Annotated in this window: 18 protein-coding genes; 4 read left to right on the top strand and 14 right to left on the bottom strand. The window is 72.8% G+C overall.

What is annotated here, in order from left to right; translation table 11 throughout:
• Positions 1-5: 5 nt before the first annotated feature.
• The 4 genes from ABT034_RS16680 to ABT034_RS16665 all read right to left on the bottom strand — a co-directional run bounded on the left by ABT034_RS16680 (position 6) and on the right by ABT034_RS16665 (position 6,810).
• Positions 6-932 (bottom strand): AurF N-oxygenase family protein, encoded by a 927-nt coding sequence (locus ABT034_RS16680; RefSeq protein WP_351215696.1) that lies wholly within the window; start codon positions 930-932, stop codon positions 6-8.
• A 201-nt stretch (positions 933-1,133) separates the two neighbouring features.
• Positions 1,134-2,912, bottom strand: a complete 1,779-nt coding sequence (locus ABT034_RS16675; protein WP_502972952.1) for a S8 family peptidase — start codon at positions 2,910-2,912, stop codon at positions 1,134-1,136.
• 275 nt (positions 2,913-3,187) lie between these two features.
• The gene (locus ABT034_RS16670) at positions 3,188-6,208 is read right to left on the bottom strand and encodes a carbohydrate binding domain-containing protein (protein WP_502972948.1); all 3,021 of its coding nucleotides are present in this window, start codon (positions 6,206-6,208) and stop codon (positions 3,188-3,190) included.
• A 182-nt stretch (positions 6,209-6,390) separates the two neighbouring features.
• Positions 6,391-6,810, bottom strand: a complete 420-nt coding sequence (locus ABT034_RS16665) for a MarR family winged helix-turn-helix transcriptional regulator (protein ID WP_502972951.1) — start codon at positions 6,808-6,810, stop codon at positions 6,391-6,393.
• Positions 6,811-7,013: 203 nt separating this feature from the next.
• Between ABT034_RS16665 and ABT034_RS16660 the strand changes: the two genes are divergently transcribed.
• Positions 7,014-8,480 carry an MFS transporter gene (locus tag ABT034_RS16660; RefSeq protein WP_351215690.1) on the top strand — a complete coding sequence of 489 codons (1,467 nt, stop codon included), beginning with the start codon at positions 7,014-7,016 and terminating at the stop codon, positions 8,478-8,480.
• A gap of 75 nt (positions 8,481-8,555) precedes the next feature.
• On the opposite strand, the gene ABT034_RS16655 is transcribed toward ABT034_RS16660, so the two are convergent.
• From ABT034_RS16655 to ABT034_RS16620, 8 genes are all read right to left on the bottom strand, one after another.
• Positions 8,556-9,377 carry a VOC family protein gene (locus ABT034_RS16655; RefSeq protein ID WP_351215688.1) on the bottom strand — a complete coding sequence of 274 codons (822 nt, stop codon included), beginning with the start codon at positions 9,375-9,377 and terminating at the stop codon, positions 8,556-8,558.
• Positions 9,378-9,522: 145 nt separating this feature from the next.
• Positions 9,523-12,249, bottom strand: coding sequence for a fumarate reductase/succinate dehydrogenase flavoprotein subunit (locus ABT034_RS16650; protein WP_351215686.1), 2,727 nt, complete (start codon positions 12,247-12,249; stop codon positions 9,523-9,525).
• 31 nt (positions 12,250-12,280) lie between these two features.
• Positions 12,281-13,051, bottom strand: a complete 771-nt coding sequence (locus ABT034_RS16645; protein WP_351215684.1) for an ABC transporter ATP-binding protein — start codon at positions 13,049-13,051, stop codon at positions 12,281-12,283.
• Positions 13,048-13,923 (bottom strand): ABC transporter permease, encoded by an 876-nt coding sequence (locus ABT034_RS16640; RefSeq protein WP_351215682.1) that lies wholly within the window; start codon positions 13,921-13,923, stop codon positions 13,048-13,050. The genes ABT034_RS16645 and ABT034_RS16640 overlap by 4 nt, the downstream gene beginning before the upstream one ends.
• The gene (locus ABT034_RS16635) at positions 13,920-15,266 is read right to left on the bottom strand and encodes an ABC transporter substrate-binding protein (RefSeq protein ID WP_351215680.1); all 1,347 of its coding nucleotides are present in this window, start codon (positions 15,264-15,266) and stop codon (positions 13,920-13,922) included. The genes ABT034_RS16640 and ABT034_RS16635 overlap by 4 nt, the downstream gene beginning before the upstream one ends.
• 14 nt (positions 15,267-15,280) lie before the next feature.
• Positions 15,281-15,508, bottom strand: coding sequence for a 4Fe-4S dicluster domain-containing protein (locus ABT034_RS16630; RefSeq protein WP_351215679.1), 228 nt, complete (start codon positions 15,506-15,508; stop codon positions 15,281-15,283).
• 45 nt (positions 15,509-15,553) lie between these two features.
• Positions 15,554-16,321, bottom strand: coding sequence for a GntR family transcriptional regulator (locus tag ABT034_RS16625; protein ID WP_351215677.1), 768 nt, complete (start codon positions 16,319-16,321; stop codon positions 15,554-15,556).
• Between the two features lie 241 nt (positions 16,322-16,562).
• Complete coding sequence (locus tag ABT034_RS16620; RefSeq protein ID WP_351215675.1) at positions 16,563-18,197, bottom strand: amidohydrolase; 1,635 nt, start codon at positions 18,195-18,197, stop codon at positions 16,563-16,565.
• Between the two features lie 97 nt (positions 18,198-18,294).
• Between ABT034_RS16620 and ABT034_RS16615 the strand changes: the two genes are divergently transcribed.
• A complete protein-coding gene (locus ABT034_RS16615) occupies positions 18,295-19,017 on the top strand; it encodes a TetR/AcrR family transcriptional regulator (RefSeq protein ID WP_351215673.1) in 723 nt (240 codons plus the stop codon).
• Between the two features lie 55 nt (positions 19,018-19,072).
• On the opposite strand, the gene ABT034_RS16610 is transcribed toward ABT034_RS16615, so the two are convergent.
• Positions 19,073-19,738, bottom strand: a complete 666-nt coding sequence (locus ABT034_RS16610; RefSeq protein WP_351215671.1) for a GOLPH3/VPS74 family protein — start codon at positions 19,736-19,738, stop codon at positions 19,073-19,075.
• A gap of 223 nt (positions 19,739-19,961) precedes the next feature.
• Here ABT034_RS16610 and ABT034_RS16605 point away from each other — a divergent pair, with 223 nt between their 5' ends.
• On the top strand, positions 19,962-20,915 hold the full coding sequence (locus ABT034_RS16605; RefSeq protein ID WP_351215669.1) for a LysR family transcriptional regulator: 954 nt from the start codon (positions 19,962-19,964) through the stop codon (positions 20,913-20,915).
• Positions 20,916-21,089: 174 nt separating this feature from the next.
• Entirely contained in the window at positions 21,090-22,460 is a 1,371-nt protein-coding gene (locus tag ABT034_RS16600; RefSeq protein WP_351215667.1) for a carbohydrate-binding protein, read from the top strand.
• A gap of 94 nt (positions 22,461-22,554) precedes the next feature.
• On the opposite strand, the gene ABT034_RS16595 is transcribed toward ABT034_RS16600, so the two are convergent.
• On the bottom strand, positions 22,555-23,958 hold the full coding sequence (locus tag ABT034_RS16595) for a GH1 family beta-glucosidase (RefSeq protein ID WP_351215665.1): 1,404 nt from the start codon (positions 23,956-23,958) through the stop codon (positions 22,555-22,557).
• Positions 23,959-23,979 lie beyond the last annotated feature (21 nt).

Below are 23,979 nucleotides of genomic sequence, written 5' to 3'. Positions count from 1 at the left end.
AGGGGTCAGACGAGGTGGGCGCGCTGGTAGAAGAAGAGCGCGGGCCGGGTCAGCATCCCGACGTCGGAGAGGAACTCCATGAGTCCGGAGCAACTGGCCCGCAGCTGCGCCTTGTAGTGCTCGTTGGCGGCGGCCTCGCGCCTGGCCCGCTCGGGGTCGAGGCCGGCCCGTACGTACACCTCGGGGTTCACCAGGCTGGTGATGATGTAGTACGCGGCGATGGCGACCACCAGGGCCTGGAAGTGCCGGCGCGCCCTGCTCGCGCGGGCGAGGTGGCGGCGCGTCTCGTCCCGGGCGAACTTCATGTGCCGGGACTCCTCGACGACATGGATGTTGTTGATGGTGCGGACGAAGGGGACGACCCGCTCGTCGCGCATCCAGTCGCGCTGCATGACGTCGAGGACCTCCTCGGCGACGAGGATGCCGGCGTACGCCGCCTCACCGAAGCCGACGGTCTTCATGAAGCGGCCGAGTTCCAGGACGGCCCGCTTGGGCCGGTACGGGGGCGCGCCGAGCTTCTGGGAGCCGCGGGCGAACATGATGGAGTGCCGGCACTCGTCGGCGATCTCGGTGAGGGCCCACTGGAACCGGGGATCGGTGTGGTCCATGAGGTAGATGTCGCGGAGCATCATCTGCTGGAGGATCATCTCGAACCAGATGCCGGTGCTGGCGACGGAGGCGGACTCCTGCCGGGTCAGCTCCTTGCGCTGCTCGTCGGTCATCTCGTTCCAGTACGCCGTGCCGTAGAGGGAGTTCCACTCGGGGCTCATGCCGTGGAAGTCCTTGTCGAGGGGGGTGTCCCAGTCGACCTCGACGGCGGGGTCGTACGACAGCTTCGCGGCCGACCGGAGCAGCCGCTCGGCGACGTCCGAGTCGGAGACGTCGGAGTCGGTGCCGTGCTGGTGGTCCGGGCGAGCGGTGCTGCGTGCCATGGTGCGGCTCCTTGGGTCGCGCGATCGGCTCGGCAGCTTGTTAGACGTCGTGTCTAGCAAGCTTGTTAGACGCAACGTATAGCAAGGAGGCCGCGCGGGCCTACCCTTCGGTACGGACTTTCTTCCCGGAAGCCTTACCCCGGGTACGCGAACGGGGCCGGAGCCATGGCGGCTCCGGCCCCGTCAGGGGGTCACGTGGTGTCAGAAGGTCAGGTTCCAGGCGGCGATCGTGCCCGTGTCCTGGCTCGCGTTGTCGTTCACGCGGAGCTTCCAGACGCCGTTCGCCACCTCCGCGGAGGCGTTGACCGTGAACGTCTGCACGATGTTGTCCGTGCCGCTTCCGGTCCGGTTGTGGACCGTGTACACGGTGCCGTCCGGGGCCACCAGGTCGACCTTGAGGTCACCGATGTAGGTGTGCTTGATGTCCACGCCCACCTTGAGCGTGGCCGGGGCGTTGCCCGTCACGCCGCTGACCGTGATGGGGCTCTCGACCGTCGCGTTGTCGGCGATCGCCACATCGGTCAGGTTCTCGAAGTACGCGCCGGGCGGCGGAGTCGTGCCGCCGACGGCCTTCAGGGCGTCGACCGCGCCCTCACCGAAGAAGCCGTTCTTCGTCGTGGTGCCCTTGCAGCGGGTGTCCGAGGGGCACGCGCGGTCCGTGGCCTGGACGCCCAGCTGGTCGCGGATCTGCGCCGGGGTGAACGCCGGGTTCACGCTCGCGATCAGCGCCGCGACACCGGCCACGTGCGGGGAGGCCATCGACGTGCCGTTCATGTTGCCGTACTTGCCGCCCGGGAGCGTCGAGTAGACGCCGGAGGCGCCGTCGCCGCCGGGGGCCGCGATGTCGATGACGCCGTTGCCGAAGTTCGAGTACGAGGCCTTCGCGCCGCCGTTGCCCTGCGCGGCGACCGTCACGACGCCCGGAAGCTCCGTCGGGATGTCGATGCAGGCGTTGGTGATGGTGCGGGTGACCGGGGTCGAGTCGTTGGGGGACTCGGAGTCGGTCGTCTTGTTCGCCAGGTCGTAGTTGGAGTTGCCGGCGGCGGCCACCTGGAGCGAACCCTTGCCCTCGGCGTACTCCTGGGCCCGGCGGACACCCTCGATAATGGCGGCCTGGTCCACGTTGTCCGGGCAGTTGAACGCCCACGGGTCCGTGTAGTAGCTGTTGTTGGTGACCTTGAAGCCGTGGTCGCCGGCCCACATGAAGCCGCAGATGGTGTTCTCCGCGAAGAACAGGCTGCTGGTCGGCTCCGCGATGCGGACGGAGGAGATCTTCACGCCCGGCGCGACACCGATGACGCCCTTGCCGTTCTTGGCGGCGGCGATGGTGCCCGCGACGTGCGTGCCGTGGGTGCCGACGTCACGCCAGGCACCCGCGCGCGTGTCCGCCTTGCCGTAGGCGCAGGAGGCCGAGTCGGCGGCGTTGAAGTTGGGCGCGATGTCCTGGTGCCGGTCGTCCACGCCGGTGTCGAGGACGCCGACCTTCACCGTCGCCGAACCGGTGGTGACCGCCCAGGCCTGGTCGGCCTTGATCTGCGTCATGTCCCACCGGTTCGACTCGGTGAGGGTCGTCGTCGACTGCGCGGGGTTCGCCGGGAGCGCCGGGTTGTAGGCGTCGGCGGGGACGTCGGAGGTACGGGTCGCCCCGACCTGCTGGACGCCGCCGACCGTGCGCATCGCCGAGGCGAACGACGCGGACGTCGAGTGCGCCACGATCACACCGATCGCGTCGTAGGTCGCGAAGACCGAACCGCCGTTGCTCGTCACGGCGCCGCTCACGGCGGACGTGCCGCCGGGGGCCGTGATCACCAGGTACGCGCGCGTGCCCGCGGCCCAGGCCGCCGGTGCCGCCGCGGGGGTGGTGGCCGTCGTCGCCCCCGCCGAACGGGCCGCGACGGGCGCGGTGTCCGACGGTGCTGCCTGGGCGAATCCGGCGGGAGCGGCGAGCGCCACGGTGGTACCGAGGGCGGCGACGGCGATGGCCGACGTTCTCAACCGACTGGATATGAGGGAAAACAATGCGTCCTCCGATAACCCGGTGGCGCGGGTGGCGCCTGCCGGGCTTTGTGATGTGTGGGGTGGACGCAAGATCCCAGACTCGTGCCCCGGAGGGAAGAGTTCTGTCCGAGAAGCCCGTTCGCGTTACGCACTGTTGACCGAACGATGCCCGGAGGGGCAGGGTTTCGGAATCCCTGCCCCTTTTCGTACGGCTACATCAGGTCTGGACCAGGTCTTCGTCAGGTCCGTACCAGCGCCTACTTCAGGTACGGACCAGCGGCGCCGATCTTTCCGGGGCCGTTCAGGACGTACACCCGCAGGTTGCCCTTTCCCGGTGCGGTGACCGTGAGCGCGCCGCCGGTGACGGTCCGCACGTCGCCGGTGACGGCGTCGGTGTACGTGCCGTTCGGGATGCCCGTGTAGGTGGCACCGACCGAGACGGCGACGAGGGCGAAGCTGTCCGTCGAACCGCTGGTGTAGCGGCGCTTGAACGCCATGCCGCCCGAGATGCCCTCGGTGGAGTACTGGCCCGTCTGGAGCGCCGGGATCGCCCGGCGGATCTGGTTGAGCCGCTGGACGTGCTTCACCAGGGGCTGCTGAAGCGTGGTGGCGACCGCCCCGGAGGCCGAGGAGACCTGGGAGAAGTCGGAGGCCGTGACCGAGCCGGCGACGTGCTCGCCGAAGTACGCGCGGCCGGTGGTGGCGAGCGGGCAGGACGGCCCGCAGTCGATCTTCATCCCCTTCTGGAACTCGATCTCGGAGCCGTAGTACAGCGTCGGAATGCCGCGGAAGGTCCACATCAGGGACATGTTCTCGGCCCAGGCGTCGGTGCCGCCCGCATACCGCTCGCTCGACTTGTTGGGGCCGTAGTCGTGGCTGTCGACGTAGACGACGTTGTACGTGGCGTCGTTGTAACTGTCGTCGGAGTCCTTGCCGTTGTGGAAGGCGTTGGACGCGTCACCGAAGTTCATGTGCATGCGCATGTCGATGACGTTCATGCCGGAGAAGCGGCTGTGGTCGGGGGCGTGGTAGCTGTTCCCGTTCAGGAAGGCGTTGGTGGACGTGGGCTGGCTGCCCGTGCCCTGCTGCTGCTCGTAGTCGTACATCTCCAGGGCGGCCCTGGTGTCGTCGGCGTCGTACTCCTTGCGTTCCTTCCAGGTGAAGAACTGCGCCGAGTGGTTCACCGAGCCGCGGTTCCACTTGTCGTTGACGAAGGCCGCGACCTCGCCGAAGACGAAGAAGTTCTTCGCGGCCTCGGCGCCGTGGCGCTGCGTCACCCGCTCCTGGATGGCGGGCAGGAAACGGCGGTTCCAGGTGGTGCGCGGGATGTGCACGGCCGTGTCGACGCGGAAGCCGTCGACGCCCATGTCGATGTACTTGTTGTACGCGCCGATCAGGTGGTTCTGCACGACCGGGTTCTCGGTGTTGAGGTCCGCCAGGTCCTCGTGCAGCCAGCAGGAACGGGAGTCCTCGCCCTCCCAGTTGCCGATCCAGCACTGGTGGAAGAGCGCCTTCGGGAACATCCCGGACGTCGGGCTCGGCCACTGGCAGTTGTAGACGGTGTAGCCCTCGGCGCTCCTGCCGCCGGTCGGCTTGCCCCAGTTGAGGCAGGTGTTGCCGGTCGGCTCGGCCGTCGACCACAGGTCGCCGTTGTAGTACGACTTCCCGGACTTCGCGTCGATCGTCAGCCCGTCGTACTCGAAACCGGGCTGCTTCTCGTCGTAGTACCAGCTCCACTGGCTGTCCCGCACCCCGTACACGGTGGGGGTGAACAGGCCCTTGGCGCCCCAGCGCGAGGAGTGGTTGTAGACGACGTCCTGGTAGATCTTCATGCCCTTGGCGTGGGCCGCGTCGATCAGGTCCTGGTAGGAGGCGCCGGCCGACTCCAGGCGCGGGTCGACCGTGTAGAAGTCGTAGCCGTGGTAGCCGTGGTGGTCGTAGTCGGACCGGTTGAGGACCACCGGCGTGACCCAGATCGCCGAGAAGCCGAGGCCCTTGACGTAGTCGAGCTTCTGGATGAGGCCCTTGAAGTCGCCCCGGAACATGGGGTCGTCGTGGGCCGCGTTGCCGGACTTGACGTGCTGGCTGCCGCCCCGGTTGTTCGACGCGTCGCCGTCGTTGAAGCGGGCGGTGAGGACGAAGTAGACCGGGTCCTTGCGCGGGTCGGTGCCGAGCGGCTTCCCGGTGCCCGGGTTCGCCGGTCTGTCCCCGGTGGTGGCGGTCGCGGCGGCCGAGGCGGGGGAGACGTTCCCGGCGGCGTCCACCGCCTTCACCGTGTAGGTGTAGGCGGTCCGTTCGGCGAGGCCGGTGTCGGAGAGAACGGTGGAGCCGACGTCGGTGACGACCGTGCCGGAGCTACCGCCGACCCGGGTGACCTGGTACTTCGTCACACCTCTGTCGTCGGTGGCGGGATCCCAGGTGAGCAGCACCGAGACGCCGTCGGCGGCGGCGGCCGGCCTGCCGGGGGCGGTCGGTGCCTGGGTGTCGGGGGTCGCGGCGGCGCACGGATCGGTCGCGTTCGCCGTCACCACGTTGTTCCGTACGGTACTGACGCCCGCCTTGAGGGTGTAGTCGGCGCCCCCGTTGTTGTCCCAGACGCCGTTGCCGTTGTTGAAGGCGGCCTTGAGGGAGGAGGCCGTGCCGAGGTCGAGCTCCCGCTTCCACCAGCCGGCGCAGGCGGTCTGCATGCCGGTGCCGGGCAGGGCGGTCCAGACGCCGCCCGCGGGCTGGTAGTGGACGTTGACGGTGGACCAGCCGAGCGACTCGGTGGAGTAGTACACCGTGGCCTTGGCGGAGGGGCCGGGTGTGGTGCCCGCGCAGGGGTCGGAGTGGGCGACGACCCCGTCCTTGACGGTGAGGGAGCCGGTGCCCAGGGCGTAGTTCCTGCCGCCGTTGTTGTCCCAGGTGCCGCTGCCGTCGTTGAAGGTGGCCTGGAGGCCGGTGGCCGCGCCGAGGGTGACGGTCTTCTTGACCCAGTCCGTGCAGGCGGCCTCCATGGCCGTCCCTGGGACGGTGGTCCAGGCGCCGCCGTCGGGCGCGTAATGGAGGTTGTACCGGGCCCAGTTCCGGGTCTTGGTCCAGTAGAAGACCGTGGCCGTGTTGTCGGCGGCGGCGGTGGACGCGACCGGGGCGCTGTGCGGGGCGGATTCGGCGGACGGCGCGGCGACCAGGCCGAGGACCACGGCGGCGGCGCTCAGAAAGGTCAACGGTCTCAGTTCCGGCTGTCTCTGAGTGCGCGTCAGTTGGCGGTGGCGTATCAGTCCGCGGGTGCGTGTCATCGGAACTCCAGGCAGGACCGGGCGTCACCGGGCAGACCTCTGCCCCGGACGGGAATCGAAGCCCTCTGGAAACGCTGTCGGAAACTTGCTGAAACATCTTGCGTCGAGCGGGAAGGTATCGCCGCGCGCCCGCCGCGTAAAGAGTCCTGACGGTGCGGATGCCGGGGGTGGGCGGGCCGGGGTCAGGGGCGCGGCCAGGGCCGCTCCTCCAGGCGCTCGATGTCCCGGTTGAAGCGTTCGAGGTAGGCCGCGAAGCGGGCCACGTCCTCCGGTGACCAGTGCTCCATGACACGGTCCAGGCCCGCGACGTTCGCGTCGCGGTCGGCGTCCAGACGGCGCTCGCCCTCCTCCGTGATGCGGAACTTGCGGGCGATCCCGCCGTCAGGATCGGGGATGCGTTCCACGACCCCGGCCCGCAGCATCGCCGCGGTCTGCCGGTTGAGGGTGGAGGCGTCGAGGCCGAAGGCCTCGCTGAGCTGCCCGATGGACATCGGCCCGTGCATCCGGATGCGGGTCAGCACGACGTACGCGCTCCGGTCGAGGTGGCCGCCGGCGGCCCGGGAGCGGGGGGCGTACAGGTGGGAGTGCCGTCCGAGCAGCATGGCCTCGAACTCGACCAGGCGAATGGGCTTGTCCACGGGCTCGTCCACGGGCTTGTCCTCAGGCTCTTCCTCGGGCTTGTCCATGCGGTCATTCTCTCTCGCGAAGATCGGATATGCATCATGCATGATTTGTGTATGACACCATCGATGTGCATGATGCATAAGACTCGCGGATCCGCCGTGACGAGCCAGGGAGAACACCCGTGGACGGCTCCAAGCCCGACGCCCGACCCGGAGGCGTCGTCGGCGTCCTCGCGCTCGCGGGCATCGTGGCCGCGCTCATGCAGACCCTGGTGGTACCGCTCATCGGCGACCTCCCGAAGCTCCTCGACACCACCGCGTCCAACGCCTCCTGGGTGATCACCGCGACCCTCCTCGCCGGTGCCGTCGCCACGCCCGTGGCCGGACGGCTCGGCGACACCCTCGGCAAGCGGCGGGTCCTGCTCGCCTCCGTCGTCCCCCTGATCGCCGGCTCGGTCGTCTGCGCCCTCGCCTCCTCCGTCGTCCCGATGATCGTCGGACGCGGACTCCAGGGCCTCGGCATGGGCGTCGTACCGCTCGGCATCAGCCTGCTGCGCGACATCCTCCCGCCCGAGAAGCTGGGCGGCTCCATCGCCCTGATGAGCGCCTCCATGGGCGTCGGCGGCGCCCTCGGCCTGCCGTTCTCCGCCGCCGTCGCCGAGAACGCCGACTGGCGCGTGCTCTTCTGGGTCGCCGCCGGCCTGAGCGCCCTGGTGGGCGCCCTCATCTGGCGCGTCGCCCCCGCGGGCCACCGCACCCCCGCCGCCGGCCGCTTCGACGTGCCGGGCGCGCTCGGCCTCGGCGTCGGGCTCGTCGCGCTGCTGCTCGCCGTCTCCAAGGGCGCGACCTGGGGCTGGGCCAGCGGCACCACCCTCGGCCTGTTCGCCGTCGCGGTGGTCGTCCTGCTCGCCTGGGGACGGTGGGAGCTGCGTACCGGAGAGCCCCTCGTCGACCTGCGGGTCACCGCCCGCCCGGTCGTCCTGCTGACCAACTCGGCGTCGGTCCTGGTCGGCTTCGCCATGTACGCGCAGTCGCTCGTCGTCCCCCAGCTGTTCCAGCTGCCCGAGGCCACCGGCTACGGACTCGGCCAGTCGATGATGGCCATGGGTCTGTGGATGGCCCCCGCGGGCCTGATGATGATGGTCCTGGCGCCGCTCGGAGCCAAGCTCTCGGCCGCCCGCGGCCCCAAGGTCACGCTCTCCCTCGGCGCCCTGGTCATCGCCGCCGGATACGGCTCCTCGCTCGCCCTGATGGGCTCCACCGCGGGCCTGCTCGTCGTCACGCTCATCTGCAACACCGGCGTCGGACTCGCCTACGGGGCCATGCCGGCCCTCATCATGGGCGCCGTCCCGCAGCAGGAGACCGCGTCGGCCAACAGCTTCAACACCCTGATGCGCTCCATCGGCACCTCCGTCTCCGCCGCCGTCATCGGCGTCGTCCTCGCCCAGATGACCACGACCCTGGGCGGCCACCCCCTGCCGTCCGAGGACGGCTTCCGCGTCGCCATGCTCATCGGCTGCGGGGTCGGCCTGCTGGCCGCGGTCGTCGCCGCCCTCATCCCCACCAGGGCCCCGGCCGCGCCCTCGGACGATCCCGCGGGCACGGAACCGGACGCCGCGCCGCGCGCCCCCTCGGCGGCCACCGCCTGAGCGGGCGGCCGGACCCGCCGACCGCCGGCCGGTGCGGACCCGGGGCCACGGACCCGCGGCCGCACCGGTTCACGTTCAGCCCTTGGCGTCCTCGGCCGCCTCCAGGGAGAAGAGCGCCCCGTCCGGGTCGCGCACCACCACCGCCCGGCGTCCCTCGGCCCCCTCCGGGACCCGTACGCCGCCCCATTCGCCGCCCGGCACCACCGTCCCGCCGTGCTCCAGGACCGCGGCCGTCGCCGCCTCCGGATCGGGCACCCGGAACCGGACCAGCCAGCGCGGCCGCAGCTGCGGCCGGGGAGAGCCGGACTCGACCGGGCCGCTGTTCAGCCGGGCCAGGGCCTCGCCCTCACGCCGCAGCACCACCTTGTCCTGCTCGTACGAGACCTCGTAGCGGCCGGGGCCCTCGTCCGCCCAGCGGAGCACCTCGCCGTAGAACACGGCCGCGTCGAACGCGTCCCGTGTGTGCAGTTCGAGCCAGGCCGGAGCCGAGTGCTCGCCGATGTGCCAGTGGGACTCCGTCCGGCCCTGCCACACGCCGAAGGCCGCGCCCTCCCGGTCGGTCGCGAGCGCCGCGCGGCCCTCGGGCGGATAGGCGACGGGGCCCACGCCGACGGTGCCGCCGCGCTCCCGGATCCGCGACACGGCCGTGTCGGCGTCGTCCACGGCGAAGAACGCCGTCCAGGACACCGGTACGGAGAGCTCGGCGGCGACGGCCGCGATCCCGGCCACGGGCACCTCGCCCAGCTGACCGACCGCGTACTCCCGTTCCCCGCCGCCCCGCCGGAACGTCCAGCCCAGCACGGCCCCGTAGAAGCGCTCCGCCGCGTCCAGATCGTGCGCGTTCAGACTCAGCCAGCACGGTGCTCCCACCTCCTCTCCGGTCGTCGGCCCCGACACCGGCACCACCTCCTCGTCGCCCTGCGCGCGCTGCGCACATCGTGCGCCCCTTCCCCGATCCACCGCCGCACATGCGCGCCTTCACCCACGTGCCGCCGATCACCACCCGCCCGGGTGCGCCGACCGCCGGCCGGGGCACCGCCGCTCAGGCCGCGCCCCCGCGAGCGGCGTAGGCGCGGACGTCCGCGTCGGGATCGTCGGCCGCCCCCGCGAGCGCGCCCCGGGCGGAGGCGTCGGCGCGATGCTCCAGGAGCGAGAGCACGGCCGCCTTGCGGACGTCCGCGTTCGGGTCGGTGAGCGCCCCGGCCAGGGCCGGGACCGCGACGGCGGCCGGAGCGGACCGGAGGGCCGTCGCGGCGCCCGACCTGACCTGCCAGGCGGGATCGCGCAGCGCCGCCGCCGCCCGCGCCGCGTGGCCCGGCGGGCAGCCGGTGCCGCCCAGGGCGGCCAGGGCCGCGCCGCGCACCAGCGGGTCCGGATCGTCGAGCAGCGGGCCGAGCGGACCCGGCGCCGGACGCCGCACGGCGGCCAGACCCCGGGCCACCGCGACCCTCACCTCCCGGGCCGGATCGCCGACGGCGGCCGCCAGCTCCGCGACCCCGTCCACCGAGACCAGCGCCCGTACCGCCTGCACCCGTACCTCCACCACGGCGTCCCCGAGCGCCCCCGCGTACAGGGCGGCGTTCCCGAGCCGCAGCGCCCGCAGGACCTCCAGCGCGGCGGACCGCACGGTCGCGTCCGGAACGGCGAGCGCCGCGCGCAGACCGTCCCCGAGCACGGCCCCGGCGGGCAGGACCTCCACCAGCTCGCGCAGGGCGGCCGCGGCGGCGGCCCTGACCCGGGGGGCCTCGTCCCGCAACCGCGCGGCCAGCACGGGCCCCGCGCCGACGGGCGCGGTCTCGCCGACGGCGGCCACGGCGGCAGCGCGTACCGACGGATCGGCATCGTCCAGATAGGGGGCGAGCGCGTCGAGGTCGGGGGAGTCCTCGACGAGCGAGAGCAGCCGCAGCAGACGCGGGGGCGGCGCCGCGGCCGCCGGCGCCTCGTCCGGGCCCGGAGCAGGCGTGCCCGGACGCGCCGGGGCCGACTCCCGGGGGCCGGCGGTGGCGACCGGCACGAGCGCCACCTCTCCGAGGTGCCGCTCCGGACCACCCGGCGGGGCGAACTCCGGCACCGGCACCACGTACGGCTCGACGGGACGCGCCGTGAACTCCATCGCCCCGGACGGCGACTTGCGCAGATCGAGGTGGTGGAGCCAGCCCGTGTCGTCCCGCTCCGGGTGGTCGAGCCGCTCGTGGTAGAGCCCCCAGCGGGACTCCGTCCGGGCGAGCGAGGCCCGCGCCGCCATCTCGGCACAGTCCCGGATGAACGACACCTCCGCGCACCGCATCAGCTCGTGCGCCGTACGCGCCCCCATCCTGGCGATCTCCTCCGCCATCCGGGTGAAGGCCTCGACGGCCAGGGAGAGTTTCGCCCCGGTCTTCGGCGGCGCGACGTAGTCGTTCACGAACCGCCGCAGCTTGTACTCGACCTGGGGCTGCGGCGGACCGTCGGGGTGCCGGAGCGGCCGGTAGACCAGGTCATGGGCCGCCGCGACCTGCTCGGGGTCCAACTTCCCCTCGTACGCCCGGTAACGGGAGGCGTCCTCGCCCGCCAGGTCGCCGAAGACGAACGCGCCGATCATGTAGTTGTGCGGTACGGAGGCCAGGTCGCCGGCCGCGTACAGCCGGGGCACCGTCGTCCGGGCATGGGAGTCCACCCGCACCCCCGAGGCGGAATGCCCTCCGCACAGGCCGATCTCGGAGATGTGCATCTCGATGTCATGGGTCCGGTAGTCGTGTCCCCGGCCCTCGTGGAAGGTGCCCCGGGTCGGCCGCTCCGTCGTGTGCAGGATCGACTCGACGGCGCCGATGGTCTCCTCGGGCAGATGGCTCAGCTTCAGGTACACGGGGGCCCGGTCCGAGGCGAGTTCGGCCGCGAACTCGGCCATCATCTGGCCCGACCAGTAGTCCGACTCCACGAACCGCTCGCCGTGCCGGTTCACCTGGTAGCCGCCGAAGGGATTGGCGACGTAGGCGCAGGCCGGTCCGTTGTAGTCCTTGATCAGCGGGTTGATCTGGAAGCACTCGATGCCGGTGAGCGCCGCCCCGGCGTGGTACGCCATCGCGTAGCCGTCGCCCGCGTTCGTCGGGTTCTCGTACGTCCCGTAGAGATAGCCGGAGGCGGGCAGGCCCAGGCGCCCGCAGGGGCCGGTGGCCAGGATCACGGCGCCCGCCCTGACGACGACGAACGCTCCGGTCCGGGTGTGGAAGCCGGCGGCGCCGACCGCCCGTCCGTCGTCCGGGTGGGTGAGGATCCGGACCGGCATGACCCGGTTCTCGATCCGGATCCGCTCCCGCATCTCACGTCGGCGCAGCTGCCGGTAGAGGACCTTCTTCACGTCCTTCCCCTCGGGCATGGGCAGCACGTACGAGCCGGACCGGTGGACCTGGCGGACCGCGTACTCCCCGTGCTCGTCCTTCTCGAACTTCACCCCGTACGACTCCAGGCGCTTGACCATGCCGAAACCGCGGGTCGCCGTCTGCCGGACCGTCGACTGGTCCACGAGGCCGTCGTTGGCGCGGGTGATCTCGGCGACGTAGTCGTCGGGTTCGGCGCGGCCCGGGACCACCGCGTTGTTGACGCCGTCCATGCCCATGGCGAGAGCGCCGGAGTGCCTGACGTGTGCCTTCTCCAGGAGCAGGACGCTCGCCCCGCGCTCGGCCGCGGTCAGCGCGGCCATCGTGCCGGCGGTGCCGCCGCCGATGACGAGGACGTCGCAGGAGAGCTCGGTCGCGTCGGTGGGATCGGGCACGGTCAGGGGGGTGTCCACGGGGGAGCCTTTCGGAAGGAGTCGGAAGGAGTCACAGGGAGTCGAGGACGCGGCGGCGCAGGGCGGCCGTGGCGGGCGCGTCCCGCGCCTCCCGCGCGCGCGGGTGGGGCACGTCCAGGACGTCCCCGGACCCGAACAGGACGACGCGGTCGCCGAGATGGAGGGCCTCGTCCACGTCGTGGGTGACGAAGACGACGGTCGCGCCCGTGCCGCGCAGGATCTCCACCAGGAGGTCCTGCATCGCGGCACGGGTGTGGGCGTCGAGCGCGCCGAACGGCTCGTCCATCAGGACCGCGCGGGGCCGCCCGGCGAGGGCGCGGGCCAGCTGCACCCGCTGCCGCTGCCCACCGGACAACTGGTGCGGCAGCTTGCGGGCGTGCCCGCCGAGTCCGACCCGCTCCAGCCACTCCTGGGCGCGCCGCTGCCGCTCCGACCGGTGCACCCGGCGGATCGCCAGCGGCAGTTCCACGTTGGCACGGACCGACCGCCAGGGGAGCAGCGCGTCGTCCTGGAAGACCACGGCCCGGTCGGCGCCGGGGCGCCGGACCGGCTCCCCGTCCTGGGTGACCCGCCCCTCCAGCGGGGGCAGCAGCCCGGCGAGGGTGCGCAGCAGGGTTGTCTTCCCGCAGCCGGAGGGGCCGACGACGGTCAGCAGCTCACCGGGCGCGATGCGCAGCCCCACGGTGCCGGGCACGGCGCCGCCGACGCGGTGACCGAGCCGGACGCCGTCCAGGGCGAGTTCCGCACCGGTGGGGGCAGCGGACGGAACCCCGGGTCCGCCGGTGCGGTTCACGGTCCTCATGGCACCGGCTCCTTCCGGGGCAGGGGTACGGGGGCGGGGGCGGGGACCGGCGGCGGATCCGCCGGGCGGCCCGCGGCGCGACTCCGGAGGCCGGACGTCCGCCGGCCGACCGAGCCCGGCAGCCACGCGGTGACCCGGCGGCCCAGCGACTCGACCGCCGTGGAGGTGAGCCGGCCGAGGACGCCGATCGTGGCCATGCCGACGAAGACGCCCGGGTAGTCGACGACCGTGTAGTCCTGCCAGGTGCGGTAACCCACCCCGTACTCGCCGGAGATCATCTCCGCCGAGATCACACAGATCCACGCGACGCCGATGCCCACCGAGAGGCCGCCGAAGATCCCCGGCAGGGCGCCCGGCAACACCACCGAGAAGAGGACCCGCACCCGGCCGCCGCCCAGGGTGCGCACCGCTTCCTCCCACACCGGGTCCAGGGCGCGCACGGCGTGCCGGGTCGACACGAGCACGGGGAAGAGGGCCGCCGCGCAGGTGATGAAGACGATGCCCTGCTCGTTGGTGGGCAGAAGCAGGATCGCGACCGGTACCAGGGCGATGGCGGGGATGGGGCGCACCACCTCCACCAGGGGGTCCAGGAGGTCCGAGGCCCACCGGGACCGGGCGACCGCCGTGCCGGCCGCCACGCCGAGGACGGCGGCGAGGAGGAAGCCGGCGGCGATCCGCCGCAGACTGTGGCCGAGGTCCTGCCAGTACGCCTCGGTGCCGACCCGGTCGGCGAGGGCGGTGGCGACCTCGCCGACCGTGGGGAACTGCTCGAACCGCAGCCAGAGGTTCACGTCCAGCGAGGTCAGCAGCTGCCAGAGGCCGAGGGCGGCGAGGGGGGAGGCCACCCGGACCACGCGGTGAAGGGCACTCATGAGGCGAGCCTCACGGCGTCGGCGTAGGTGAAGGTCCGCGAGCCGGGGTGCCCGGCGACGTACCGTTCCGCCCCCGACCGGGTCATGAAGGCGAGCCACCGGGAGCCGTCCGCGATCCACACGGACCGGTCCGCGAACCAGGGCGTCCCGGTCACCGCGTCCGGCACGTAGGCGGCCCTGACCGAGGCGCCCCTGACGGCCCGGAGGAGCTGGGCGGGAGTGTCGAAGGTACGCGTCGAGGTCTTCCCCTTCAGCCACAGCTCGGGCTTCGGGGCGACCGCCTCCGGGTAGGCGAGGTCCGGCGCCGCCCGCCGCAGCGGCGCCGTGTCCACGAAGGCATCCACGTCGACGGCCGTCACCAGACCGGCCTCCTTCAGGACCGGGACGTCCTCCTCGAGCGCGGCGACCAGTTCCGGACGGAGCGTCGGATCGAAGGTGGCGATGCCCTGCGCGCCGTTGTAGAGGTACACCACCTCCGCGGGCAGCCCGGTCTCCTTCGCCACCGTCTCGGCGGCCACGACCGGCCGGGTCCGCAGATGGTCCGTGGCCCGGCGCTGGGCGCGGAGGAAGGCGTCGAGGACGGCGGGCCGCCGCTCGGCGAACTCCTGCCGGACCGTGACCCCGTGGAAGGTCGGCACGTTCAGCTCGGCGCCGTCGTACAAGGCCGTGGCTCTGCCCTGGTAGGCGAGGAGACCCGGCCAGGCGACGAACTGGGACAGCGCGTCGACACTGCCCGCGGCCAGGGCCGAAGCCCCCACGCTGGGCTGCTGGTTGAGCTTGTGGACCTCCTTGGCCGGGTCGATCCCGGCACGCCGGAGCGCCCGCACGAGCGTCCCGTCGGAGGCCGAGCCGACGCTGCTCGACACCTTGCGGCCCTTGAGGTCCGCGAGGGACCGAAGGGGCGAACCGGGGGCGGTCACCACGGTGTTGAGGCCGCCGCGCAGGTTGTATCCGGTGACGGCGACGAGTCGGGTCGGCTCCTTGAGCTGTTTCCCGCGGGCCGCGTTGATCAGCAGCGGAAAGTCACCCATCGACCCGATGTCGATCTTCCCCGCCGTCATCTGCGCCGTGATCGGCGCCCCGGTCGCGTAGTCCTGCCAGACCACCCGGTAGGTCGTGCCGTCCTTCCTGCCCTGGGCTGCGAGTTCCTCCTCGAAGTGGCCGAGGGAGCGCAGCAGGGTGCCGGCGGTGACGGTGTTGATGGTCTTCGACTGGTAGCCGACGGTCACCGTGACCGTCCTCGCCCCCGACGGGCCCCCGGCGTCCGACCCCTCGCCGCAGGCGGTGGCGAGGGGAAGCAGCAGGGCGAGCGGGAGGAGCAGCGGGAGTCGTGCTCGGGACATGGGGGTTCGGCCTTTCACCGGAGCAGATAGGGCATGTTGACGGTGACCGCGCCGGTGGGGCAGCGGGCGGCGCACGGGCCGCAGTACCAGCACTCGTCGACGTGCATGTACGCCTTGCCGTCCTCCTCGCGGATCGCGAGCGAGTCCAGCGGACACATGTCGACGCAGAGCGTGCAGCCTTCGATGCACTTCGACGCGTCGATGGTCACGGGCACGTCGGCGCGCTGGGGGATCAGAGGCATGGCGGTCTCCAGGAAGGGGCGGATGGGGGACGGTGTACCGAGGTGTCAGAGGGAGCGGTGCAGAATGCCGCTCATGGTGATGCGGTCGCCGCGGAACCGGATGAACTCCAGGTCCACCGGACGCCCGTCGGGGAGACGGGTCAACCGCTCCAGCATGAGGACGGCGGCCCCGCGGGGCGCCTGGAGCACGGCGGCGGAGTGCGCGTCCGCGTTGACGGCCTCCAGGGTGATCTCGGCGTGCCCGAGCGGACCTCCGGTCAGCTCCTCCAGGAGGCGGAACACATCGGTGTTCTCCAGGTCGCAGCCGAGGAGCCGGCCGCCGATGTCCATCGGGAGGTACGACAGGTCGAGGGAGAGCGGCAGGCCGTCGAGCCGCCGCAGCCGCTCGACGCACAGCACGTCGGAGTGCGCCGGCAGCGCGAGCCGGTGGGCCACGGGGCCGGGGGCGGAGACCGGACCGACGGTCCGGATCTCGTTGGTGACCCGTCCGTGTGCGTGCAGGGTCTCGGCGAGCCCCTGGAGCCGGTTCAGGCCGTGCGGGAACTTCTCGCACACCACGACCGTGCCGACCCCCGGCTGCCGCTCGACGAGCTGCTCGCCGCGCAGGAGGTCAAGTGCCTGCCGGACGGTGTTCCTGCTGGCCCGGTGGTCGGCCGCGATCACGTCCTCCAGCGGCAGGACCCCGCCCGGGAAACCGCCGGCCAGGATCTGGTGGCGCAGCAGGTCGGCGAGTTGCCGCGCCCGGTCCGCGCGCAGCCGACGAGAGCGGGCGGCGGCGACGGGACGGGCGGCGGGAGCGGGTTCGGCGGGCATGACAGGGAACGTAGCGGCGGGCCGCCCCGCATGGTGTTGCGGCAGTATTGCGCCACCTGACATCCCGTAGGCGCCGCTCTGACCTGCGGTGATGAGGGCCCGACGGAAAGATCCGCCACTCCGCTGCCCACCACGTGGACACCGTCCGCCCACGATGCGGAAGGGTCGGGTCGTCGGCCCGTGACCTGGCGGCGGCGAGCCGTCGAGAGAGGGTGGTGGAGCGCCCCGAGGACCCCCCGGGTCAGGCGGAGTGCACGAGCCGGCCGCCGACGTAGGTCCGCTCCACGCTCGCCTCCGCGATCTCCTCCGGCGGCGCCGTGAGGATGTCGCGGTCCAGGACGACGAGGTCGGCCAGGTTGCCGGGCCGCAGGCTGCCCGTGTCGTCGAGACCGTTCACATGGGCGGCACCGGCGGTGTAGGCGGCGAGCGCCGTGGAGAGGTCGACGCGCTGTTCGGGATAGAAGATCCGGCCGTCGGAGGCCTCCGGGTCGCGTCGGTTCACCGCCACGTGGAGGCCCGCGAGCGGGTCGGGGCTGCTGACGGGCCAGTCACTGCCGGCGGCCAGCGTGGCACCGGCCCGCAGCAGATCCCCGAAGGGGTACTGCCAGGCGGCCCGCTCCGGGCCGAGGAACGGGATGGTCAGCTCGTCCATCTGCGGCTCGTGGGCCGCCCAGAGGGGCTGGATCGTGGCGACGGCCCCGAGCGCGGCGAAGCGGGTCAGGTCGTCGGGGTGGACGACCTGGAGGTGGGCGAGATGGTGGCGGTTGCCGCGCCGCCCGTTGGCCTCCACCGCCGCCTCGACCGCGTCGAGGGCCTCCCGCACGGCCCGGTCGCCCAGGGCGTGGAAGTGGACCTGGAAGCCGAGGGCGTCGAGCTCGGTCACGTACCCGCGCAGCGCCCCGGGATCGACGAAACTCAGGCCCGAGTTGGCGGTGGCGCAGCCGCAGCCGTCCAGGTACGGGGCGGTCATCGCGGCGGTGAAGTTCTCCGCCACCCCGTCCTGCATGATCTTCACCGAGCCCGCGCGGAACCGCCCGGTGCTCAAGGCCGCCCGCCGGTCGACGAGTTCGGGGATCTGCTCGGCGCCTCGCGTCCGGTCCCACCAGAGCGCCCCGGCCACCCGGGCGGTGAGCGAACCGTCGCGCGCGGCGGTCACGTAGGCGTCCGCGGGGTCGGGCCGCCCGCTGAACTCGCCGAGGAGCGCGTCCTGCCAGCCGGTGATGCCCAGGGAGTGCAGCAGCGACTGGGCCCGCAGCAGCCCGGCGAGGCGGTCCGCCGCCGTGCTCTCCGGCACCAGCCGGGCGACGAGCGCCGCGGCTCCCTCCTGGAGCATGCCGCTGGGCGTACCGTCCGGCTCGCGTTCGATCCGGCCGTCGGCGGGGTCGGGGGTGCCGGCGGTGATCCCGGCCAGTTCGAGCGCCCGCGTGTTGGCCCAGGCCCCGTGGTGGTCCCGGTTCGACAGCAGGACCGGCCGGTCGGGGACGACGGCGTCGAGCAGCCGCCGGGTCGGCAGCCCGCCGTCGAAGCTCTCCATGGACCAGCCGCCCCCGGTGATCCACTCGGCGTCCGGGTGCGCCCGCGCGTACGAGCCGACCCGGTCCAGATACTCGTCGACGCCGACCGTCCCGGTCAGATCGCACTCCGCCAGCTCCATCCCGGCGAACACCGGGTGGACGTGGGCGTCCTGGAAGCCGGGGAGCAGCAGCTTCCCGGTCAGGTCGACGACCTCGGTGCCGGGGCCGATGAGCTCCCGCACCTCGTCGTGGCCGACGGCCACGATCCGCTCACCGACGACCGCGAGCGAGGACGCCCGGGTCCGGGCCGGGTCCACGGTGAAGACGGGACCACGGGTGAAGACGAGATCGGCCTTGGCCATGCGCATGCTCCGGAGGACGGGACGAAAAAGGGGGTGCGGGTGCCATGCAAGCCGCAGGGCCGTTTACACGTCAATGCCGTTGACATAAGGTCCCGCCATGTCAGAACGCGTGGTCCCCGAAGGCAGCCGCAGGCGCCGCAGACCCACCAAGCAGGGGGCCGTCCTCTCGGAGCGGTTGATCGTCGACACGGCGCTCCGCCTGGTCGCCCTGCACGGCGCGGAAGCCCTCTCGGTACGGAGACTGGGCGCCGCGCTCGGCGCCGACCCGAGCGCGCTCTACCGCTACTTCCGCAACACCGACGCCCTGCTGCTCGCCCTCGCGGACGAGCTGGTCGGCCGGGCCCAGGAAGGCTGGACGGCGACGGGGGACTGGCGGGAGGACCTCCGCTCGATGGGCCTGCGGATCCACGCCTGCTACCTCGCGCACCCGCAGGCCGCCGTCCTCGCCGCGTACCGCACCACCGGCCGCCCCCACGAGACCCGCACCGTCGAGCGGATCCTCGGCATCCTCCGTACGGCGGGCTTTCCCGACCGTCTCGCCGTGCGCGTCTACCACGCCTTCGTCGACCAGGCCCTCGCCTTCGCCGCCCAGGACGCCGCCGCGCTCGCCCTGCCGGCGGCGGCCCGGGAGGCGGACGAACAGGTCTGGCACGCGGTGTACGGCAGGCTGTCGCCCGACACCCACCCGCACATCGCCGCGACCTTCCCGCTGCTCGCCGCCGACATGAGCGGCAGCGGCTACCCCTTCGCCCTGGAACTGACGCTCGCCGCGGCGGCGGCACTGCACCCGGAGGCGGTGGACACCGCCGCGCGCCCCTGAGAACCGGGTCGGGCCGTACACGGGCGCACCGGCGAACGCCGAGGAGGCGCGGTGCTCAGCTGGTGACCGTCATCATCGTGGCGGCCGTGACCGCGACCATCGCGGCCTGCATGTCACGGATCGCCCGGCGCACGCCCTCCGCCGCCCACTCGCCCGCCGTGAGCTCCTCCAGGCGGGCCGCGATCTCCTTGCGCGGCGCGTCGGGGAAGGCGAGGCGGTGCAGCTTGGCGCCATGGATCAGAGCGAGGAGACCCGTGGTGCGGGCGTGATGCGTGGGGCCTTCGAGAAGCACGGCGCTCAGCCTGGCCCGCAGTTCGCGCTCGACGGAGCCGTCCGCCTCCGGATAGCGGGTGAGGGGGAAGAGGCCGAGCACCCTGTGCTGCTCCTCGCGCACCAGGCCCCGCTCGCACAGGCTCTCGACCGTGGCCTTCACGGCCTTGCTGTGGTCCTTCGTCAGCCACTCGGTGACCTTCGGGGCCCTGCTCTTCTTTCCGCACCAGACGGTGAGCTGCCGCAGCCGCTGGTCGAGGAGGGGAACACCGGTGGGGGTCGCGTCCGTCACCCGCACCCGCCCGTCGTCCACCGACACGCGCCCCGCGAGCACGAGATCGAGCAAAATGCCGCCCGCGACGGCCCACGCGGCGGACTGCCGTTCCTTCGCCGCCCCGGACTCGTCGTCCAACGACAGCAGCATGATCTCCTCAGCGAGCGTGACCGCCACCCGATACCCCTTGCCTTCCACAGTGCCCGTCCCCGGCGCCCGGACGGTCATCCGCCCCGCCCCGGCACCCTTCGCCTCTGAGGACGACCGACGCGGGCCTATGGTTCCCTCGACCGGGCCGCCACCCCTCGCGACCTGCGCCGTCGTCTTCGCGCGGGGGACGGCCCCGAGCCGTGACGGCTTTGGTCTGGACCGCAGCGGGCGGGGGCGTCAAGCTCTCGGTATGGACTTGGAGTTGCGGCACCTCAAGACGATCCGGGCCATCGCGGACGCGGGTAGCCTCACGCGTGCCGCGACCGCGCTCGGGCTCGCGCAGCCCGCGCTCAGTGCTCAGCTCAAGCGGATCGAACGGGCCCTGGGCGGCGCCCTGTTCGAGCGGGGACGGGAGGGGGTACGGGCCACGGCGCTCGGGGACCTGGTCCTCGACCGCGCGCGCGTGGTGCTGCCCGCCGTCTGCGAGCTCCAGGAGGAGGCGGTGCGCTTCGCGCGCGACGGAGCCGAGGGCTACCGGCTCGGCGGCACGCACGGCCCGCTGCTCGGAGGCCTCGTCGACCGGATCGCCCGCGCCGACCCGGGCGCCCTGGTCACCACGTACACCTCGTGGTCGGAGCGTGAGATCGCGGGCGGGGTCGCCGACGGGCGGCTCGACTTCGCCCTGGTCGGCGTCTGCGGGGAGAGCGGACCGCCGGAGGCGGGACGGCTGGCGTGGACGGAGGTCGCCCGCGACCCGGTGTACGTGATGCTGGCCGCCGACCACCCGCTGGCGCACCGGGCCGAGATCGACCTGGCCGAACTCGCTGCGGAGGCCTGGACCGACGTACCGGGCGACGGCTGCTTCGGCGACTGCTTCGCGGCCGCCTGCGTGCGGGCGGGGTTCACCCCGGCCTGTGTGTACGAGACGGACACCGCCTCCTGCGTGCACCTGGTGCAGGTCGGCCGGGCCGTCGGCCTGTGCCGGGCCACCTTCCCCGTCACGCCCGGTCTCGTCACCCGGCCCCTCGCCGGCGCCCCGCTCGTCTGGCGGCACCTGCTCGGCTGGCACCCCGAGGGGCGCGCGGCCGGCCGCGCCGCCGCCGTCCTCGGTCATACCAGGGCCGCGCACACCGAGGCCCTGGCCACCAGCGCGGGTCGCGTGCCCGCCCCGGCGCCCGCGCCCCGGGAGGGAAGCCCGCGATGAAGCGCGAGCCCGGGAGCGAAACCCGCGACGACGGGCGGGCCCCCTCGGATCCTCCGCCATAACGCGATGGCAGGGGCCGACCGGTAACTGCCGCTCCCTCCCCGGGATCCCTACGGTTCCAGCAGATCCCCCACCGAGAACCGGAACCGAGACCGATCACCGAGGAGACACCCCATGCTCCGACGACACGCCCGCACGGCGTGTACCGCCCTCGTCGCCGCCGGAATGGCGCTGACCGGACTCCAGGCAGGCTCCGCCGCCGCTGCCCCGGACGACCAGGGCGCGCACCGCACCGCGACCGTCAGGACCGCCGCCCAGACCCTCGGCGCCGACGCCGCCCGGCCCGAACTGCTCGACGCCATGCGGCGCGACCTGGGACTCACCCACTCCCAGGCCCTGACCCGCCTCGCCAACGAGGCCGAGGCCGGCGCCACCGCCGCCCGGCTCCGCCAGGGCCTGGGCGGCGCCTTCGCCGGCGCCTGGTTGGACGGCGCCGACGCGGGCACCCTGACCGTGGCCACCACCCGGCCCGCCGACACCGCCGCGATACGGGCCTCGGGCGCCCGCGCCCGGCTCGTGACGCACAGTCTGACCGAACTGGAACGGGCGAAGGAGGCCCTGGACCGGTCCGCCACCACCGACGCACCCGTCCGGTACGTCGACGTCCGCGCCAACGTCCTGGTCGTCGAGGAGACCCGAGCGGGGGCGGGCGAGCGACTCGTCGGGACCGCCGGGATCCCGCGCGACCTCGTACGTGTCGTCCGCACCGGGCAGGCGCCCCGCCCGCTCTACGACATCCGGGGCGGCGACGCGTACTACATGGGCGGCGGCGGCCGCTGCTCGGTCGGCTTCGCGGTCACCCGCGGCACCACCCAGGGCTTCGCCACCGCCGGTCACTGCGGCCGTGCGGGCACCGCCACCAGCGGGTTCAACCAGGTCGCCCAGGGCACCTTCCAGGGCTCGGTCTTCCCCGGCAAGGACATGGCCTGGGTCGCCGCCAACTCCAGCTGGACCTCCACCCCGTACGTCAAGGGCGCCGGCGGTGCGAACATACAGGTGACCGGCTCGGTCCTGCAGCCCGTCGGCTCCTCCGTCTGCCGCTCCGGCTCGACCACCGGCTGGCACTGCGGCACCGTGCAGCAGCACAACACGAGCGTCACCTACCCCGAGGGCACCATCTCCGGGGTGACCCGTACCACCGTGTGCGCCGAGCCCGGCGACTCCGGCGGCTCGTACATCTCCGGCAGCCAGGCCCAGGGCGTCACGTCCGGCGGTTCGGGCAACTGCTCCAGCGGCGGCACGACCTTCTTCCAGCCGCTGAACCCGCTCCTCCAGAACTACGGCCTGACGCTGAAGACCACCGGCGTCGACCCGGGCCCCGGCCCCGGCGACCCGGAGCCGGGCGGCACCTGGGCGGCGGGCAAGGTCTACGCGGCCGGTGACGTGGTCACGTACGGCGGCGCGAGCTACCGCTGCCTCCAGGGCCACCAGGCCCAGACCGGCTGGGAGCCGCCGAACGTACCGGCTCTGTGGCAGCGCCTGTGACCGCTGTCCGGCCGATGGCCCGCGCCGGTCGGTGACCGGGGGTGCCGCGAACCCGTGGGGGGATTCGCGGCACCCCTCCGGGCTGTCCGCCCGCTCAGGACTCCGCAAGGCCTCCCCGCGCGATGACCTCCGCGTACCAGCGGGCGCTGTCCTTGAGCGTACGGCGCTGGGTCGCGAAGTCCACGTGCACGATGCCGAACCGCTTGCTGTAGCCGTACGCCCACTCGAAGTTGTCCAGGAGCGACCACACGAAGTACCCCCGCACGTCCGCCCCGTCCGCGAGGGCACGGTGCACCGCCGCCAGATGCGCGTGCAGGTACGCCACCCGCTCCGGGTCCTTCACCTGACCCGACGGGTCGGCGTAGTCCTCGTACGCGGCGCCGTTCTCCGTGATCACCAGCGGTACGCCCGGCAGCTCGTCCCGCAGCCGGACCAGGAGCTCGTGCAGCCCCGTGGCGTCCACCGGCCAGTCCATCGCGGTGCGCGGACCGGGCGCGGGCTCGAACCGGACGTGCTGCTCGGCGCCCGCCCACGGCGAGGGCGACTCGGAGGTGCCGGCCGCCACGACGGACGGGGAGTAGTAGTTGATGCCGAGCGAGTCGAGCGGCGCCGCCGCCGTCGCCAGGTCGCCGTCCCGTACGAAGGACCAGTCCGTCACCGACGCCGTGTCGCGGACCAGGTCCTCCGGCAGCCGCCCGTGGAAGACGGGGTCGAGGAAGACGCGGTTGGCGACCGCGTCGATGCGGCGGGCCGCGTCCACGTCCTCGGGCGCCGCGGAGAGGGCCCGTACCGCATGGAGATTGAGGGTCAGGGACACCTCCGACGAGCCCGGCAGCACCCCGCGCAGCGCACGAGCGGCGAGTCCGTGCGCCAGGTTGAGGTGGTGGGCGGCGCGCAGCGAGGCGAGGGCACTGGTGCGGCCCGGGGCGTGCACGCCGTTGCCGTAGCCGAGGAAGGCCGCGCACCAGGGCTCGTTGAGCGTCGTCCAGGTCGCCACCCGGTCACCCAGGGCGTCCGCCATGATGCCCGCGTACTCGGCGAAGCGGAAGGCGGTCTCCCGGTGCGGCCAGCCGCCCGCGTCCTCGAGCTCCTGCGGCAGGTCCCAGTGGTAGAGCGTCGCCACGGGCCGGATGCCGGCGTCGAGGAGCCGGTCGGCGAGGCGCCGGTAGAAGTCCAGGCCCTTGCGCACGGCCGGGCCGCGCCCGGTGGGCTGGACCCGGGGCCAGGCGACCGAGAACCGGTAGTCCGTCACGCCGAGCCGCTTCATCAGCGCGACGTCCTCGTCGACCCGGTGGTAGTGGTCGGCGGCGATGTCACCGGTGTCGCCGTTGCGCACCTTGCCGGGCGTACGGCTGAAGGTGTCCCAGATGGACGGGGTGCGGCCGTCCTCGGCCGCCGCCCCCTCGATCTGGTAGGCGGCCGTGGCGGTGCCCCAGCGGAAGCCCTCGGGGAAGCGGAAAACGGTCGTGGTGTCGGTACGGGCGTCGAGCGCGGTCATGGGGTGGGAACTCCCTGGGGT

This window comes from Streptomyces sp. NPDC002773 (genome assembly GCF_040295605.1).
GTDB lineage: Bacteria > Actinomycetota > Actinomycetes > Streptomycetales > Streptomycetaceae > Streptomyces.
Note: the sequence above shows the minus strand (reverse complement) of the source record. Positions and strands in the feature narration are given on the sequence as shown.

What these genes read in the sequence shown, in the direction of transcription:
- ABT034_RS16680 (WP_351215696.1), bottom strand. Translation starts at nt 932, where the DNA reads ATGGCACGCAGCACCGCTCGCCCGGACCACCAGCACGGCACCGACTCC.
- ABT034_RS16670 (WP_502972948.1), bottom strand. Translation starts at nt 6,208, where the DNA reads ATGACACGCACCCGCGGACTGATACGCCACCGCCAACTGACGCGCACT.
- ABT034_RS16665 (WP_502972951.1), bottom strand. Translation starts at nt 6,810, where the DNA reads ATGCTGCTCGGACGGCACTCCCACCTGTACGCCCCCCGCTCCCGGGCC.
- ABT034_RS16645 (WP_351215684.1), bottom strand. Translation starts at nt 13,051, where the DNA reads ATGAGGACCGTGAACCGCACCGGCGGACCCGGGGTTCCGTCCGCTGCC.
- ABT034_RS16640 (WP_351215682.1), bottom strand. Translation starts at nt 13,923, where the DNA reads ATGAGTGCCCTTCACCGCGTGGTCCGGGTGGCCTCCCCCCTCGCCGCC.
- ABT034_RS16635 (WP_351215680.1), bottom strand. Translation starts at nt 15,266, where the DNA reads ATGTCCCGAGCACGACTCCCGCTGCTCCTCCCGCTCGCCCTGCTGCTT.
- ABT034_RS16630 (WP_351215679.1), bottom strand. Translation starts at nt 15,508, where the DNA reads ATGCCTCTGATCCCCCAGCGCGCCGACGTGCCCGTGACCATCGACGCG.
- ABT034_RS16625 (WP_351215677.1), bottom strand. Translation starts at nt 16,321, where the DNA reads ATGCCCGCCGAACCCGCTCCCGCCGCCCGTCCCGTCGCCGCCGCCCGC.
- ABT034_RS16620 (WP_351215675.1), bottom strand. Translation starts at nt 18,197, where the DNA reads ATGGCCAAGGCCGATCTCGTCTTCACCCGTGGTCCCGTCTTCACCGTG.
- ABT034_RS16615 (WP_351215673.1), top strand. Translation starts at nt 18,295, where the DNA reads ATGTCAGAACGCGTGGTCCCCGAAGGCAGCCGCAGGCGCCGCAGACCC.
- ABT034_RS16605 (WP_351215669.1), top strand. Translation starts at nt 19,962, where the DNA reads ATGGACTTGGAGTTGCGGCACCTCAAGACGATCCGGGCCATCGCGGAC.
- ABT034_RS16600 (WP_351215667.1), top strand. Translation starts at nt 21,090, where the DNA reads ATGCTCCGACGACACGCCCGCACGGCGTGTACCGCCCTCGTCGCCGCC.
- ABT034_RS16595 (WP_351215665.1), bottom strand. Translation starts at nt 23,958, where the DNA reads ATGACCGCGCTCGACGCCCGTACCGACACCACGACCGTTTTCCGCTTC.